At 70.5% G+C, this 15,428-nt stretch carries 10 protein-coding genes and 1 pseudogene; 5 read left to right on the forward strand and 6 right to left on the reverse strand.

The genetic code is table 11. The annotated features are described in order from the left end of the window. Positions 1-39: 39 nt before the first annotated feature. From D7V80_RS04795 to D7V80_RS04805, 3 genes are all read right to left on the reverse strand, one after another. On the reverse strand, positions 40-1,629 hold the full coding sequence (locus tag D7V80_RS04795) for a glucose-6-phosphate isomerase (protein WP_120587034.1): 1,590 nt from the start codon (positions 1,627-1,629) through the stop codon (positions 40-42). 180 nt (positions 1,630-1,809) lie between these two features. Then, positions 1,810-2,709 carry a sterol desaturase family protein gene (locus tag D7V80_RS04800; protein WP_120587035.1) on the reverse strand — a complete coding sequence of 300 codons (900 nt, stop codon included), beginning with the start codon at positions 2,707-2,709 and terminating at the stop codon, positions 1,810-1,812. Positions 2,710-2,729: 20 nt separating this feature from the next. Continuing rightward, positions 2,730-3,368 carry a TetR/AcrR family transcriptional regulator gene (locus D7V80_RS04805; protein ID WP_120587036.1) on the reverse strand — a complete coding sequence of 213 codons (639 nt, stop codon included), beginning with the start codon at positions 3,366-3,368 and terminating at the stop codon, positions 2,730-2,732. Between the two features lie 559 nt (positions 3,369-3,927). Between D7V80_RS04805 and D7V80_RS43815 the strand changes: the two are divergent. Continuing rightward, positions 3,928-4,140: pseudogene (locus tag D7V80_RS43815) on the forward strand (M23 family metallopeptidase); the annotation flags it as partial. A 225-nt stretch (positions 4,141-4,365) separates the two neighbouring features. On the opposite strand, the gene D7V80_RS04815 reads toward D7V80_RS43815, so the two are convergent. After that, positions 4,366-6,075, reverse strand: a complete 1,710-nt coding sequence (locus D7V80_RS04815; RefSeq protein ID WP_120587037.1) for a GTPase — start codon at positions 6,073-6,075, stop codon at positions 4,366-4,368. A 121-nt stretch (positions 6,076-6,196) separates the two neighbouring features. On the opposite strand from D7V80_RS04815, the gene D7V80_RS04820 reads away from it, so the two are divergent. Further along, on the forward strand, positions 6,197-9,145 hold the full coding sequence (locus tag D7V80_RS04820) for a hypothetical protein (RefSeq protein ID WP_147446982.1): 2,949 nt from the start codon (positions 6,197-6,199) through the stop codon (positions 9,143-9,145). On the opposite strand, the gene D7V80_RS04825 is transcribed toward D7V80_RS04820, so the two are convergent. After that, positions 9,142-9,834, reverse strand: a complete 693-nt coding sequence (locus D7V80_RS04825; protein WP_120587039.1) for a hypothetical protein — start codon at positions 9,832-9,834, stop codon at positions 9,142-9,144. The two genes, D7V80_RS04820 and D7V80_RS04825, sit on opposite strands and share 4 nt — an antisense overlap. Before the next feature lie 313 nt (positions 9,835-10,147). Between D7V80_RS04825 and D7V80_RS04830 the strand changes: the two genes are divergently transcribed. After that, positions 10,148-11,467, forward strand: coding sequence for a hypothetical protein (locus tag D7V80_RS04830; RefSeq protein WP_147446983.1), 1,320 nt, complete (start codon positions 10,148-10,150; stop codon positions 11,465-11,467). 77 nt (positions 11,468-11,544) lie between these two features. Here the strand turns inward: D7V80_RS04830 and D7V80_RS04835 are convergent, their stop codons facing one another. After that, positions 11,545-13,812, reverse strand: a complete 2,268-nt coding sequence (locus tag D7V80_RS04835; protein WP_199738378.1) for a di-heme oxidoredictase family protein — start codon at positions 13,810-13,812, stop codon at positions 11,545-11,547. A gap of 290 nt (positions 13,813-14,102) precedes the next feature. Between D7V80_RS04835 and D7V80_RS04840 the strand changes: the two genes are divergently transcribed. Next, positions 14,103-14,753 carry a 2OG-Fe(II) oxygenase gene (locus tag D7V80_RS04840; protein WP_120587042.1) on the forward strand — a complete coding sequence of 217 codons (651 nt, stop codon included), beginning with the start codon at positions 14,103-14,105 and terminating at the stop codon, positions 14,751-14,753. Then, positions 14,750-15,421 (forward strand): SRPBCC domain-containing protein, encoded by a 672-nt coding sequence (locus D7V80_RS04845; RefSeq protein ID WP_120587043.1) that lies wholly within the window; start codon positions 14,750-14,752, stop codon positions 15,419-15,421. Before D7V80_RS04840 ends, D7V80_RS04845 begins: the two co-directional genes overlap by 4 nt. Positions 15,422-15,428: the final 7 nt, after the last annotated feature.

The following is a 15,428-nucleotide window of genomic DNA, read 5'->3' on the forward strand; positions in this document are numbered from 1 at the left end:
CTGGAACCGTCAGGCATTGCCCTCACGGGCAATGATTTGTCACACGGACTGGAAGCGGGCCTCCGCCGGACGCGCTCCACCCGAGCGCTTCACGCCGTGGTCGCCGTTCGCGGACAGGTGCTCCAGCAGCTTGAACACCGTCTCCACTTCCTCCGCCGCGCCAATGTCCTGCGCCAGCTGATCCGCCGACCGTGCCTCCGCCTTCGCCGCCTTCAGCTTCGAGAGCAGCTTGCCCTGCAGCTCCAGCACGCGCCCCGCGGCCTTCTTGCCCGCTTCCACGCCCGGCTGGTGATAGGCATTGATGTTCACGAGGCTCGCGTAGAGGCCCACCGCGCGCTCGTACAACGCAATCAGCGCTCCCACCGTGCGCGCGCTCACGTCCGGCACGGTGAGCGTCATCGACTCGCGGCCCTTCTCGAACAGCGCCCGGCGCGTGCCCAGGAGGAACCCCAGCAGGTAGTCGCCGCTGGTGTTCTCACCCTCCACCGCCAGGGACTTGCCGTCCCGGTCCTTCAGCACCTCCACGAAGGTGACGAAGAAGTTGTTCACGCCCTCGCGCAGCTGCTGCACGTAGGCGTGCTGATCCGTGGAGCCCTTGTTGCCATAGACGGCGATGCCCTGGTTCACCACCTTGCCGTCCAGCGACAGCTCCTTGCCCAGCGACTCCATCACCAGCTGCTGGAGGTACTTGGACATCAGCATCAGCCGGTCCTTGTACGGCAGGATGACCATGTCCTTCTGGCCCTTGCCGCCGCCCGCGTGGAACCACATCAGCGCGAGCAGCGCCGCCGGGTTCGCCGCCGCGTCATGCCCGCGCGTCGCCGCGTCCATGTCCTTCGCGCCCGCGAGGAAGCCGTCCACGTCCAGCCCCTGCAACCAGGCCGGCAGGAGCCCCACCGCCGACATCACCGACGTGCGCCCGCCAACCCAGTCCCACATGGGGAAGGTGCGCAGCCACTTGTGGCCCTTGGCGTAGTTATCCAGCTCGCTGCCGTCGCCCGTGACGGCCACCGCATGCGCGCCGAAGTCCAGGCCGCGCTGCTTGTAGGCGGCCTCCGCCTCCAGCATGCCGTTGCGCGTCTCCTTGGTGCCGCCGGACTTGCTGATGACCACGGTGAGCGTCTCCGCCAGCCGCTCGCCCAGGCCGTTGAGCACCCGGTCCATCCCGTCCGGGTCCGTGTTGTCCAGGAAGTGCACCTGCATGGCGTCCCGGCCGCTGCCCAGCGCGTCCGCCACCAGCTGCGGACCCAGCGCGGAGCCGCCGATGCCGACAATCAGCACCTGCGTGAACTTCTGCGCCTTCGCCGGCTTCACCTTGCCCGCGTGCACGTCCTTCGCGAACGCGGCCACCTGGGCCTGCATGTCCGTGATGGCCGTCTTCAGCTCCGCCTCCGGCGCCAGCTCCGGGGCGCGCAGCCAGTAGTGGCCCACGCGGCGCTTCTCATCCGGATTGGCGATGGCGCCCTTCTCCAGCGCGTCCATGGCCTGGAACGCCGCGTCCATGCGCGAGCGCATCCCGTCCAGGAAGTCCGCGCCGAAGTTCATGCGGGAGATGTCCAGCGTGAGCCCCACGGAGGGGACGACGCACAGGTGCCGCTGGTACCGCTCCCACAACTCGCGCTCCGTCATGACCCGACTCCCTTGCAAGGGGCGCCGACCTCATGCGCGGCGCCCGCCAGAACCGTCGCGGCGCACCGTAGCAAGGCCCACACGGCACGGACGCAACGATGTCGCGGTCCCCGTTGCCTGGACGTCGCCTGGACGTCGGTTCCACCCCCGGGCTGTCCTCCACCCGGAAGGGCACGGCCCCTACGGTGCCGAGGGCGCGGCCTCCACCGAAGGCGCCCCCGCCTGCTGAGACGCCCCCTTGGGCTTCCACGCCGGGTTGCGGAAGATGTAGCCCAGCCGCTGGCTCAGTGGCCCCGGGCGGGCCGCGTCCCTGACGATGGCGGCGAACTCGTGGAACGCGATGCGCACCGGGTTGTGCGTGGTCAGGTTCTTCGTCAGCCCGTAGATGGGACGCTCGGTCTCCGGGACGAAGGTGCCGAAGAGGCGGTCCCAGATGATGAGGATGCCCGCGTAGTTCACGTCGATGTAGGCCGCGTTGGACGCGTGGTGCGCGCGGTGGTGCGACGGCGTGTTGAACAGCCACTCCACCGGACGCGGCAGCCGGTCGATGGCCTCCGTGTGGATCCAGTACTGGTACAGCAGGCTCACCGCCTGCTGCGTGACGATCATCTCCGGGGAGAAGCCCAGCAGCGCCAGCGGCGCCCAGAACACCCAGCCCGTCATCGGCGTCCACGTCTGCCGCAGCGCCGTGGACAGGTTGTAGTGCTGGCTGGAGTGGTGCACCACGTGCGATGCCCAGAAGAAGCGGCTCTCATGGTGGACGCGGTGGAAGGCGTAGTAGCAGAGGTCTTCCAGGAAGAAGAGCAGCACCCACGCCACCAGCCCGTGGCCCATGCGCAAGGGCGTCAGGTGGTAGAGCGCCGCGTAGCCCGCGAACGCCACGCCCTTCCAGAACACGCTCACCGCCACGTTGCCCAGGCCCATGGAGAGGCTGGCCAGCGTGTCCTTCCACGTGTGGCCCTTGATGCGCTCGCCGCGCTCCTGCCGCAGCTTCTTCACCCAGAGGGCCTCGGCGATGACGGTGATGACGAACACCGGGATGGCCGGGGTGATGAGGTCGGGGATGTGCGACATGTCCATGGCTGCTGACCTCCTGCGAATCAATCCTTGGGTGCGAATGCGACGCGCATGAAGCGCGCCAGCGTGTCCAGCATGCGGCGGTGCGCCGGGTCTTCCGGGCGGGCCGCGCCGCCCACCGCCGCGCCCTGCACCGCGTCCAGCGCCAGCTCCACCACGTCGTCGAAGTCCGGGTGCGTGGCGGCCACGTCCGGGAACAGCTCGCGCGCCACGCGGTGCATGTTCTGGCGGTGCGGCCCGTCCACCGCCGCCAGCGCCTTCTGCAACTCCGGGCTGGTGCGCGCCGCGACGTACAGCTCGATGGCGGCCTGGAGCTCCGGCCGCTGGTAGGCGGTCCACAGCATGTCCACCGCCGCCCCCACCCGGTCCTTCCCGGACGGACGCGCGCCCACGCCCGCGAGGAAGTCCTGGATGAGGCGGGGGAAGAGGTGCTCCACCGCCACCGCGAGCAGCTCCTCCTTCGTTTCGAAGTGCGTGAAGAGCGCCCCCTGCGACACCCCCGCCCGCTTCGCCACCTCCACCGTCGTCAGCCGCGCGTAGCCCTGCTCCACCAGCGTCTCGATGGTGGCGTCCAGCAGCTTGCGGCGCGTCGACTCGCGGCGCTCCGCCTGGGTGCGGCGCACCGGGGCTGCGGCCTTCCTGGCGGCGGACTTCGGGGACATGCAGGGACGATAACCGCCAACTTAAAAAGTGACCAGTCACTTTCCGAAGAGGGCCTTCCGGGGGTGTCTGATCGCGGCCGCCCGGGCCTGCCCACGGGGCGTCCGAGCAGACGGGCGTCTGTCTTTACCTCAGGTCAGCTGACAGGGATTGGAGCGGCAAGGCTTGAGAGGCTTGAAGCCCGCCAACCAGGCAGACAGGGAGGCAGGCGCTCCTGTGCTTTCGGGCCATTCTCCCTCTGGAGTGTGGTCAAGGGTCGCCCCCTTGAGACAGAGCGGGGCGTGGCTCGGCTGCTAGTGATCCGTTCGGGACTGAGCGAAAATCCAAGGGAAATAGCGCAAGCCCTTGCACCGGTTGTCCGCCCGCCCCGATATGAACATCTCCGCTCTTTTCGTCGGCTCCCTCCTCGCTTCGGCTCCTGCCCTCCCTCCCTCCGCCAATGCGGTCGCGAACATGCCGGAGGTCGGCGTGCCCTTCGCGTGTGGTCGCATCTACACGGTGAGCCAGGGTCATGAGACCGGCAGCCACCAGCACAACGACACGTACGCGTGGGACTTCCGGATGCCGGAAGGCACGCCCATCGTGGCGGCGCACGACGGCGTCGTGCGCATGGCGCGTGGCGACAGCAAGCAGGGCGGGTGCGGCGAGCAGTTCGCGCCGCTGGCCAACTACGTCGTCATCTCCCACGGCGACGGGCTGGAGACGCAGTACCTGCACTTCAGCGCCGTGGTGGTGAAGGTCGGTGAGAAGGTGAAGGAGGGCCAGCTCATCGGCTTCTCCGGCGCGACGGGCTGGTCGTGCGGCGCGCACCTGCACTTCAAGGTCGCCAAGGAGCAGGGCTCCGGCTGGAACAACCCCTCCGTGCCCGCGCGCATCGTGGGCTATGGCGATCCGGTGCGTGACACGCTGGTGTCGGCGCCGCTGTGCAAGGACTCCGCGCAGCCGATGATGGCCTCCAACGGCGGCGTCCACCTGCCCGGCCAGGCCGTCATGTCCATGTCACCCGACAGCGCGAATCCGCTCCAGGATGCGTCTCGCGGCCTGCCGCCCGGTGCCAAGGCCATCATCGACGGCCTCTCCCAGCCTCCTGCCCAGGGCGGCGAGGGCCTCGACAAACCGAGCCCGGCCCGCTCTCCCCGCATGGCGACCGGCTCCGACGAGACTCGCTGACGCGAGCAGCGCTCCGGCGCCCGCGAGCAGCCCGAAGAAGGCCCCCGCGTTGAGGAAGTACTCCAACGGCAACAGGGGGCCTTCGACGTATCCGCGCACCACGCGGTAGCCCACGTGCCCCAGCAGTGCGAGCAGGGGCAGGTTGATGAGCGGCAACACCAGCCACCGGGCCGTGCGCCACCAGCGGGCCACGGCCTCCGCGACGGCGGTGGATGCCGTGTAGCGCCAGGCCCCCGCGCGGGCCACGCGCAGCTCCGCCAGCATCACCTCCACGTCCGGAACGCCCAGCGATTCCGCCTCCAGCCCCTGCGTGCGCGCCACGCTGCGCGCCTCCGCCAGGGCGGTGCGCGCGGCGGACTCCGCGAGGAAGTCGTCCTCGAAGGGCTCCACCACGGCCACCTCCGCGGCGCGGGCGCGGGTGCGGTCCCTCACCGCGTCCACCACCGTGGAGGCCGCCGCCACCGCGAGCCCCGCGGGCAGGCTGCGGCGCGCGACGAGCGCCCCCACGCCCATCCCGGACGCGCCCCACAATGACAGCCGCAGCCCCCACGCGGCCGGACCCCAGAAGCGGCCCGCGGCCTGACGGCGGACCTCCGACGCCAGGTGGCCGTGGGCCAGGGACAGCCGCGCGTCGAAGTCCGCCTGGAGCGACTCCGCCGCGCGCGCGAGCCCCGCGTCCAGCGCGGTGCGCGTCTTCGCGAGCAGGGCGTCCGTGTCGTTGAGCGCCGTCTGCACGGTGGAGGCGAACTCCTCCAGCGCGCCCAGGGCGTTGGTGTGGCGCACGCGCGCGGCGACGGCCTGGGTGGCAAGGCCCCGCAGGTGGAAGAGGAGCGGGCCGAACTCGCCGGAGACGTCCTGTCCGTCCTTCGCGGCTCTGGCGCTGATGGCGAAGACGGGCACGTCCTCCGCGGCCAGGCCGTAGTGCTGGGTGGCCACGCGGCGGACCTGGGACTTCAGCGCGTCGCGGGATTCAGCGGACAGCTCGTCCGCGAAGTTGAGGATGAAGACGAGCGCGCGGCGGCGGGCGAACTCGGCGAGGAACTCCACCTGGGTGGCCTCCGCGACGCTGCCCCGGTGCATGACCACGAGCGCCACGTCCGCCTTGTCCAGCGCGGCGCGCGCCACGTCGCGGTGCGCCGTGGCCACGCTGTTCAGGTCCGGCGTGTCGATGAAGACCTGGCCGCTCCACAGGCCCTGGGGGCCGGGCGTGTAGCGCACGACGCGCGCGCCCGTGCGGGCCAGCTCGTCCGTGGCCGTGCCCTCCGGCGCGAAGAGGGTGGAGACGGTGCTGGTGGGGCGGTCCACGCCCTCGCGGGAGAGGTTCTGGCCGGAGAGGGCGTTGAGCAGGGTGGACTTGCCCGCGCCGGTGGCGCCCACCAGCGCGACGACGAGCGGCGCGTCCTTCCGGGCCATGCCCCGCGCGTAGTCCTCCAGGAGCCGCTCCAGGCGCGGGCCATGCGGCTGGAGCGCGGGCAGCGACAGGGCGTCGGTGAGCAGCGGGCGGAGGGCTTCGGGGTCGGGAAGGCGGGTGTCGTCCACGGAAGGGCCAGCGTGGCGTGACGCGCGTGTGCTGGCTACCGGGATGTGCGGTGACGGTGCGCCAGCGTGCATTCCCCTCCCTGGACGGCGGAGGATGACCTGCTGCTACGGTCCGGGACACATGCACTTTCGTATCGTTCGTGGGTGGTGCCTGGGGCTCCTGCTGACCCTGTCCGCGTCCGCCGCGGAACCGCCGTCGCCAGGCGTGGTCCTCGACGCCGAGCCGCGGACCTTCGCGGAGGCGAAGGCGCTTCCTGAAAAGCTCACCGGGTCCGCCCCCTGCGACCTGGGGCTGGGCAAGACCCCCGACATCACCGCCTCCCAGACCGTGGAGGTGACGCAGGCCAGGCCGGACTCCTGCCAGCCCGCGGAGGTGGTCATCACCCAGAAGCTGTCTCTGCCAGATGGCTCACACGTCGAGCGCCGCTTTCGCATCGTGGATGACGCTCCTGGCACCCAGCTGCCACCGCCTCCCCCGCGCCCCCGCATCCGCGTGCGCTGTGAGGCACGGCGGCTGGAGCTGTCCGTGGAAGGCGTGCCCGAGGCCCCCCTGCTGCGGCTGGAGCCCATCGGTATCGGTGCCGCCTCCGCCTCCGTGAAGTTCCGGGTGTCCCGGGACAGCGAAGCCCGCATCCTGCCCCTGCTGGTCCGCGACGACGCCGGGGCCCGCCGGGCACTGGAGGAGCTGGACTTCCTGGTCGGCAAGGGCGTTCCCTCCCGCCTGTACGGTCGTGACGCGAACCTGGAGGCGGACAGCGTCGCGGGACTGGCCGCCGCGCTCGTGCGCGCCCGGTATCGCGTCGCGCTGGCCTCGGGCGGTGACCGGGCCGAGTACGCCCCTCTCGATATCATGGTGGATCCGCAGCCGGAGGAAGACCGGCCGCCATTGGAGACAGGCGCTCCCGAGGAGATTGGCGAGGTCCAGCCATCCAAGTCGCCGGTCCAGTTCGGCTCGCTCGTGGACTCGGACTTGTTCTGGCGCCAGGGACGGTTGTGCGTGGCGCAGCAGGACACCGGCAAGCAGATGCGCTGCTACGACCCCGTGGCGCGGCGCTGGAGCAAGGCTGTCCCCTTGGACCGGGGTGACCCGTCCGCCTGGACCGCTCGCGCGGGGGCCTGCGGCATTCCCCTGGGGACCCGGAACGTCCGGCCTCCCGAGCTTCATGAGCCCGTCCTGCGCTTGTCTCCCCGGGCCGTCCTGTACTGGCAAAGCGCGACCCACGAGGCCCTGGTCCTGGAGGTCCCTGAAGGGGACGGTCCTCCACGCCTTCGCGCGCCGGAAGCGGAGGAGCTGAAGAAGGCGATGCTCGCGTCCACCGGCTCCCGGCTCTTCGCCGAAGGCCGGTTCATCCTGGACGAGGAGCGCAAGCAGTTCTGCTCCGTGCGCAGGCCCCTGAGGTGCTGGTCCCTCCAATGGGACGGTCCGGGCCAGGAGGAGAGCAGCCAGGACCTGTCGGAGGCCCGCGTGTCCCCGGACGGCCGGTGGGTCGCCTACATGCGCCGTCCCAAGCCGGGCAAGGTGGACTCGGACGACGAGACCCGGACGCTGGTCGTGCGCTCCCTGAAAATGGGCCCGTACGTCGCGCCCCGCGTGTTCGCTTCGAAGGAACCGCGCCTCGTGCGGACGGACGTCGTGATGCAGAAGCCGACCTGGGAAGGGCCGTCGCTGAAGAGGGACGAAGACGATCGGATCACCCGCGCGCGGATCTCCTGCGACCTGGGCCAGGATCCACGCATCCCCTTCGAGCTGGAGACGCTGCGCATCGTCGGGCCGTACAACCCCGTCGACCCTCTGAGCGACTGCCGCGGCGACGGGGTGAGGATGTCTCAAAGGCTGTCCGCGCCCGGAGGGCTGCGGTTCTCCCGCGGCGGCTTCGCCATCGCGGGGGACAGTCCGTCAGCCGAAGGCGAGGTGAAGATGCGCTGCCAGCCGGGCCGTCTGTCATTGTGGATGGAGGGCGTGCCTGACGTCCCCGCGTTGACGCTGGACGCGAACATGGGCGCGTTCGGCGCGGTGCGCTGGGACCTGGCGCCGGAAACGGAAGCCCGCCTCCTGGCGCTGCTCGCCCGCGACGACGCCTCCGCTCGCGAGGCCCTGGCCGCCTTCGCGCGGCTGGTGGAGATGAATGACGACGCGCGAGACGCCTCGTTCGCGATGAACAAGGAGGAGGGGCGCATCTCCCGCATGGGCTGTCTCTCCACGGCGCTGGAGGCCATCTCCGCCCGGCGGGCGCTCGCGGACGGGGTCCACCCGGAGCTGCATGGCTCGCTGAAGACCGACGGCGCCTGCGCGGAGCGCTACGGCATGCGCGCCCTCCAGCAGCGGCTCAAGGCCGCCACCCTTCCGCTTCCGCTGAGCGCCGGGGCGGTGAAGGGCAAGGCGGAGGTCATCGGCCAGGTGCCGTTCGTCCCCAGCATCCCCCCGGAGCGTCAGCCCCAGTTGTACTGGCGGGATGGCACCCTGTGTCTGGTCCAGCCGGATGGGGCACAGGTGCGCTGCTACGACCCGGCGGCGCGCAAGTGGGGGCCCGTGGTCGCCAGGCAGGACCGCCCGTTCCCGCGAGAGGACCTGCTCCTGAAGTCGCAGTATCACCCGGGCGCGTGCTACCCGATGGGAGGCCGCTCCGTTCCCCTTTCGGAGCAGATGCGAGACGTGCTGCCGCTGTCGTCGCGGGCCTCGTTGATCGCGGACACCTCGCGCGGCGACCTGGCCCCGGAGTTCAAGGTCATCGAGGTCCCCGAGGACGCGGGCCCCGTGCGCACGCGTGCACCCACCGTGGAGGAGCTGGCGCTCGCGGCGCGGGCCGGCGGAGGCTCCGCCTCGCTGAGGAATGGCCGGGTCCTGCTGCACGTCCCGAAGAACGAACGCTCGCCGTGGCTGTGCACGGCGGTGCGCCCGTGGATGTGCTCGAAGCTGCCCCTGGAGTCCGAGGCCTACGGCGTGCGTGCTCCCCTGGTGTCGCCCGATGGACGCTGGCTGTCCTACGTGCGGATCCCCTGGGGCAAACCCGATGACCCGAAGAAATACCCCAAGGAGCTCGTCCTGCTGCCGCTGACGCCGGGCCCCTAGCTGGCGACGGCCTCGGCGGCCTGGGGGAGCTGGACCGGGTCCCCCACGGTCTTCCAGAGCCAGGCGTTCACGTCGAAGCGAGGGTCGCCCAGCATGCGCCCCAGGTCGATGCCGTCCCAGGCCAGGTGTTGATCATCCGGAGGGCCCATGTCGCTGAGCGCACCCATCAGCCTGTTCAGCTGCTCTTCGGGGAAGCTGTCATTGGAGGCGCCGAACATCGCGTAGAAGGCCAGGTGGTGGGTCTGGTCCTCGTCGAGGCGGCTCGCGCGAAAGCCGGTGGGCGGCAGCGGATGCGGGTGGTTGAGGTTCCAGCGCTGCTCCCGCTCCGACGTCAGGCCATCCAGTCCGGAGTCCGTGCCCGCGAACAGCAGGCCCAGGTCGCGTCCGGCCTCCGCGCCATGGATGCGCGTGCTGGGGCCGTCACCCGTGGTGAGCAGCCACCGGACACGCTGGGCCGCGCGGGAGAACAGCTCCAGCGCGAGCCGTCCCTCCTGGCGTTCCTCCTCGGCCCGCTCCCGGACGAAGTCGCGCCGCAGGTGGGCGTGTTGCCGGAAGAACTCGCGCACCGCCGCCACCCGCCGCGACGCGACGGCGGTCAGCCAGTGTCCCCTTGCATCCATGAAGGCCACGGCCTCCACCTGGATGGCATTGTCGGAAAGCGGCGGCGGAGGGGCGGGACGATGCGCCATGTGCGTTCTCCGGGAAAAGGGACACCGGAAATGTCGGAACGCTTCACGAGGCCGGGAGTGGGGACTCCTCCGCACCTGTCTGCCATTGCGCATCGCGGACGCCGACCGTGCTCCCGTGCGCAGTGACCCGGGCCACCCGGGTGTCAGGTGGCATCCGGTGATGTGTTCCCGCCGTCGAGGAGGGGGGCCCGTCCATGCGTGCACCGTGAGCCCGGGGAGTGACTTCGCGCTTCGTGAGAATAGCGGGCGGGGCCGGCGTATCCCCCTTGCGCGAGCGCGGCCTTCGTCGCTGGCTCCTTCCCGGGTGGCATGCATGACGCGATACCTGTCCCGCCTTTCTCACCTCCTCCCCTTCGCGGTGGCCTCCGGACTGGCGGCCTGCGGCGGAGACCCGGCCGGGCCGGGGGATGACCCCGGCGAGGACCCCTCCCCCAGCGGCTGTGTCCGGACCATCTCCTCTGCCCTGACCTCCACGACGGCCTGGGCGCCGGGGGAGGAGCGGTGCTCCTATGAGGTGACGGGCGTCGTGGAGGTGCGCGGCGCGCTCACCCTCGCCCCCGGCACGGTGGTCCGCTTCGGTCCCGACGCGGGACTGCTCGTCACCGCGACGGGCTCCCTCAACGCGGTGGGCACCGAGGCCGCGCCCATCACCTTCACGGGGACGACGCCCACGCCGGGTTTCTGGAAGGGGCTCGCCTTCAAGTCCAACACCCCCGAGAACGCGCTGGAGCACGTGGTCATCTCCTACGCGGGCAGCGAGCAGTCCTTCTGCTGTGACTTCTTCTACGGGCCGGGCGGCAGGCTGGAGGCCCGGGCGTCCGTGGTGGTGGGCTCCAACCAGGGAGCCAGCAGCCAGGTGCGCCTGGCGCACACGACGGTGGAGAAGAGCGGCACGCAGGGGCTGTTCGTCTTCAACAAGGCGCGGCTGCCCGGCTTCTCGCGGAACCTCTTCCGGGGCAACCTGGGCGCCCCCGTGGTCGTGAGCCTGTCCGCCGCGGGCTCGCTGGACGGCGCGAGCATCTACTCCGGGAACAGCCCCACCCAGCCGGAGGCCAACGGCGACAACCTCGTCCACCTGGTGGCGGCGCCGGAAGCGGACACCTCCACGGCGCAGACGCTGCGCAAGCTGGACGTGCCCTATGGGGTCTCCACCGGCCTTCCGGACACGACCGTGGAGTACGCGGGGGCGCTCACCCTGGAGCCGGGGGTGCGCCTCCAGTTCGAGGCGGAGTCCGGGCTCCGCATCACGGAGACGGGCTCCCTGGTGGCGCGAGGGACGGCGGATGCGCCCATCGTGTTCACGGGCAGGACGGAGACGCCGGGGTACTGGAAGGGCATCTCCATCCTCTCCCTGAACCCGGACAACGTCCTCGCCCACGCGCGGGTGAGCCACGGCGGCTCGGACCCCTTCTGCTGTGACTACTTCACGCGCACGGGCGACATCCGGGCCAGCATCTCCGTGGGGAGCGGCACGGGGCGGGGCCAGCTGCGACTGTCCGACTCGCTCGTGTCGCAGGGCGCCGGCTGGGGCGTCTTCGTCTTCAAGAACGCCACCTTCACCCAGAGCGCCAGCACCTACGACGGCAACGCCGCCGGCACCGTGGGCTACGAGGCGCCGCCGCTCGCGCCCTGAGACGGCACGACGCCGGACGCGAGGGGCACGGATGGCCCCTCCCGCCCGGCGTCTGGGTTTGAAGCTGGCCTGTCGCCTTACAGCGAGTTGACGAACTTCAGGAGCGCGTTGCGGTCCGCGGCGCTGAGGTTCACGAAGGCCTGCTTGGAGGCCTCGCCCTCGCCGCCGTGCCAGAGGATGGCCTCGGTGACGCTGCGCGCGCGGCCGTCGTGCAGGTACGCCTCACCGCCGGACACGCCCGCCGTCAGGCCAATGCCCCAGAGCGGGGCCGTGCGCCACTCGGAGCCGGAGGCCTGGCCTTCCGGCAGGTTGTCCGCCAGGCCCGCGCCCATGTCGTGCAGCAGCAGGTCCGTGTACGGGTGGATGGTCTGGCCGCGGAACTCGGCCATGGCCGCGTACTGGCTGGTGGTCAGCGTGGGCGCGTGGCACTTCGCGCAGCCCGCGTTGTTGAACACCGTCTCACCCTGCATCGCCGTCGCGTCCGAGTGGTCGCGGCGGGCGGGCACGCCCAGCAGGGCGATGTAGCGGGTCATCTTGTCCAGCTCGCTGTCACCCAGCTCCGTGCTCGTGCCCGCGCAGCCCTGCTGCGACGAGCCGCAGTCCTGCGTCTTGAACACGTTGGTCGTCACGCCCATGTCGCTGTTGAGCGCCTCGGCCACCTGGTGCTTCACGCGCGCCGTGCCGGCCTTCCAGCCGAAGCGGCCCATGCGGGTGACGCCCGTCTCCGGGTCCTTCACCGTCTGCATGCGGCCGGAGATGCCGTCGCCGTTCGCGTCGTTCGGGTCCGCGAGGCCGGCGATCTGCGACTCCGGCACCGCCTCCAGCAGGCCCATGCCCACCAGCTGCGGCGAGATGCGCGCGGAGAAGTTCGTCGGCGTCACGTTGAGGAAGCTGTAGTTGGGCTTGCGCAGGCTGTACGTCACGCCGCCGTTCAGCGTGCCGCTCGCCGTCGTCGTCCAGCTGCCGATGCGCACGTCCGCCTCCGGCGTGCCGCTGACCGCGCGCGGCTGCAGGCGGAAGCCCAGCGCGGGATCCACGGACACCACGCCGTTGTTCACCTTGCCCACCTTCACCACGTAGTTGTCCAGCGTGGTGTTGGTGGTGGTGGGCGGCAGGCCGCGGCCGTTCTGCTTGTGGCAGGAGATGCAGGACACGTTGACGTAGTTGTTGCCCAGCTTGTTCGCGTGCGCGGTGAAGACGGGGTTGTCCGGCTCGGAGTGGGTGCCGTCGCGGAAGTTCGTGTGGTGCAGGCGGCGGCCCTCCACGAAGGGCTGCGCGTTCACCGGCGCCATGTTGGTGGCCATCTGCAGGAAGCGGTTGTCCGGCTCGTTGGAGAACGGCGTGTGCAGCGTGCCGCGGCCGCCCGACCAAGCCTTCTCCGGCAGCGGGAAGGAGTCGCGGGTGCTGCCCTGGCCCTCGAAGGGCACGATGCCGCCCTGGCCCACGATGTAGAGCATGCCCGTGGAGTAGTAGTTGAAGCGGCCCTCCACCGGCGCCTGGAGGAACACGCCAATCTCCAGCTCCATCCGGTCGCCCACGCGGATGGCGCGGCCCTCCTTGGCGTTGAAGTTCACCGACGAGGTGTACTTGTAGTCGTTGACCTTCACGAAGTCCGCGTTGTGGAAGTACTCCGCCACCGTGTTGAGCCCGCGGAAGAACGCGCGGAAGTCCGGCGAGTCATACGGATAAATCGTGTACAGGTTCACCGTGATGACGCTGCCGCCCTTGGCGACCGTGTCCACGATCTCGATCCAGTGGGTGCGCTTCTCGAAGTACAGCTTCAGGTAGTGGTCGTAGGCCTGGTACTGGTCCTCGCGCATGTGGCGGTCGCGGACGCGGTCGCCCACGCGGGTGATGAGGGCCGTGGAGGTGTTCTCCACCGTGGCCGGCTCCAGCGAGGTGCTGCTCGTGAACAGCGGCACCACCGGGCCCGCGTCGCCGTTGGGAGGAGGACCGGCGTCCACGCCGGTGCCCGCGTCGGGCGTGCCCGTGCCCGCGTCCGTGCCGCCACCCGTGCCGGTATGCGTGTAGCGCGTCCAGGCCGTGTCGCGCGCACAGGCGCACGACACATCCCAGTACGTAAAGTTGTAGTCGATGTAGTTGCCGGCGCTCAGTCCGCTGACGGTGAACTGGTTGCGGCCTCCCGTCACCGTCATGCGGATGTTGAGCTGCTGTCCGTTGTTGAGCACGTAGTGGATGTCCGCCCAGTCCGTCGTGTCGACGTAGAAGACGGCGGAGGAGCCCGATGGCGTAACGCCATACGTGGCGGCTTCGGCGGATTGCACCGCCAGACAACTGACAGCCAGGAATGCGAGCGCGATTCCCGTGAGTCTGCTTCGGCTCATGGTTGCGAACTCCATTGTGGGGGTGGATGGGGCGTGGGACGGCGAGCGCTGCGAAGGGGACTTCGTAGCTTGTCCGAAGAAAGTCTGAACACCCTGGGAGCCGCAAGGTGGGAGGCCGGAGAATTCGACTTAGACGTGATAACTGATAAATAAGTGAAATTGATGTCATTCCTGACGCGCTGTGTTGTCAGGGATTGACGCGTCGTGTTGCGTCTGGGCCGTGGAGCGCCTCCGCCCGAGTGAAAGCGGGGGATGGGGCAGCGCGGCGTGGGTGGGTAGACTTCGGGGCCATGCGCTTCCAGCCACCGTGGGGTGGAGCCTTCCGGCTCGACACCTTCTTCCACCGCACTCCGGACGTCCTCCCCGAGGAGACGATGGCCTCCATCCGCTCGGCCATCCTGGGCTCGTCGCTCCTGGGGGAGTCGAACCTGTCGGGGCAGTTCTCCGGCACGTACGGCTTCTCGCTGACGTTCCGCCGGGACGCGCTGCCGGACGTCCATGAGCGCTTCCCGGCGTTCGCGCCGTACCTGGCGAAGACGCTCTTGCCGGAGTGCAACGCCTTCCTGCTCAACCCGCTGCTGGTGGGCAGGGGCCGGAACGTCGCGGCGCACATCGACCGGAGCCTTGAGTTCTACGGCCCGAGCATCGGCTGCCCGGTGGCGGTGAGCGTGCTGTATGTCCAGGTTCCGAAGGAACTCCGGGGCGGGGCGCTGCGGCTGTACCACCGGGGAGGACGGGTGGCGGAGCTGACGCCGCAGCAGAACGCGCTGGTGATGTTCCGGGGCGACCTGCTGCATGAGGTGGAGGCCATCACCTCCGGCGCGGAGTCGATGCAGGAGTCGCGGATCAGCCTGGTGGTGGAGCAGTACCGCGCGCCGGCGGAGCAGCTGGCGAACGTGCCCCGCTTCGAGGTGCGCACGCGCTCGGGGGTGCGGGCGTGAGCGACCTGACGCTGGAGTGGAAGCTGCCCGCGCCGCCGGCCGCGGTGTTCCCCGCCTTCTCGGAGCCCGCGCTCATCCGCCGCTGGTTCGGCGCGCCGCCGGGCTGCTACCGCACGCACGCGCCGGACCCCGGTGCGTTGGGCCAGCCCTACCGGGTAGGCCTGAGGGACTCGGCGGGTCGGGTGTTCTCCCAGGTGGGCTGCATCGTGCAGGTGGAGCCGGGGCGGTTCCTGGCGCTGGAGATGGACTGGGAGGGTGGCGGGCCGGTGCCACCGGGGCGCACCCGGGCGGAGCTGACCTTCCATGCGACCGGAGCAGGGGAGGACGGCACGCGGCTGGAGTTGCGCCAGGGCCCGTTCGCGGACGACGCGGCCCGGGACGCGCACCGCGCCTACTGGGAGGCGTGCCTGGGACGGCTCGCGCGCGTGGTGGCGGGCGAGGCGGTGCCGTGCTTCGAGGAGTTCTGGGAGGAGTCTCGCGGCTACGTGGGGCCGCTGGCGGTGGCCGCGTACACGGTGCTGGCGGGCCTGCGTGAGTCAGGCGCGCCGAGGGAGACGGTGGCCCAGGTGGAGGACGTGCTCTACACGCACCTGTCGCGGCTGCGCGAGGACACCGCGGACGTGCTGGGCGCGGTGCTCCAGTCGCGGGTGGAGGGCGGCGCGAGCTGACGCCGCC

The organism is Corallococcus sp. CA054B (genome assembly GCF_003611625.1).
GTDB lineage: Bacteria > Myxococcota > Myxococcia > Myxococcales > Myxococcaceae > Corallococcus > Corallococcus coralloides.

Excerpts from the sequence above, each read along its gene's own strand:
- D7V80_RS04795 (WP_120587034.1), bottom strand. The coding sequence starts at position 1,629 with ATGACGGAGCGCGAGTTGTGGGAGCGGTACCAGCGGCACCTGTGCGTC.
- D7V80_RS04800 (WP_120587035.1), bottom strand. The coding sequence starts at position 2,709 with ATGGACATGTCGCACATCCCCGACCTCATCACCCCGGCCATCCCGGTG.
- D7V80_RS04805 (WP_120587036.1), bottom strand. The coding sequence starts at position 3,368 with ATGTCCCCGAAGTCCGCCGCCAGGAAGGCCGCAGCCCCGGTGCGCCGC.
- D7V80_RS04820 (WP_147446982.1), top strand. The coding sequence starts at position 6,197 with ATGCACTTTCGTATCGTTCGTGGGTGGTGCCTGGGGCTCCTGCTGACC.
- D7V80_RS04825 (WP_120587039.1), bottom strand. The coding sequence starts at position 9,834 with ATGGCGCATCGTCCCGCCCCTCCGCCGCCGCTTTCCGACAATGCCATC.
- D7V80_RS04830 (WP_147446983.1), top strand. The coding sequence starts at position 10,148 with ATGACGCGATACCTGTCCCGCCTTTCTCACCTCCTCCCCTTCGCGGTG.
- D7V80_RS04835 (WP_199738378.1), bottom strand. The coding sequence starts at position 13,812 with ATGAGCCGAAGCAGACTCACGGGAATCGCGCTCGCATTCCTGGCTGTC.
- D7V80_RS04840 (WP_120587042.1), top strand. The coding sequence starts at position 14,103 with ATGCGCTTCCAGCCACCGTGGGGTGGAGCCTTCCGGCTCGACACCTTC.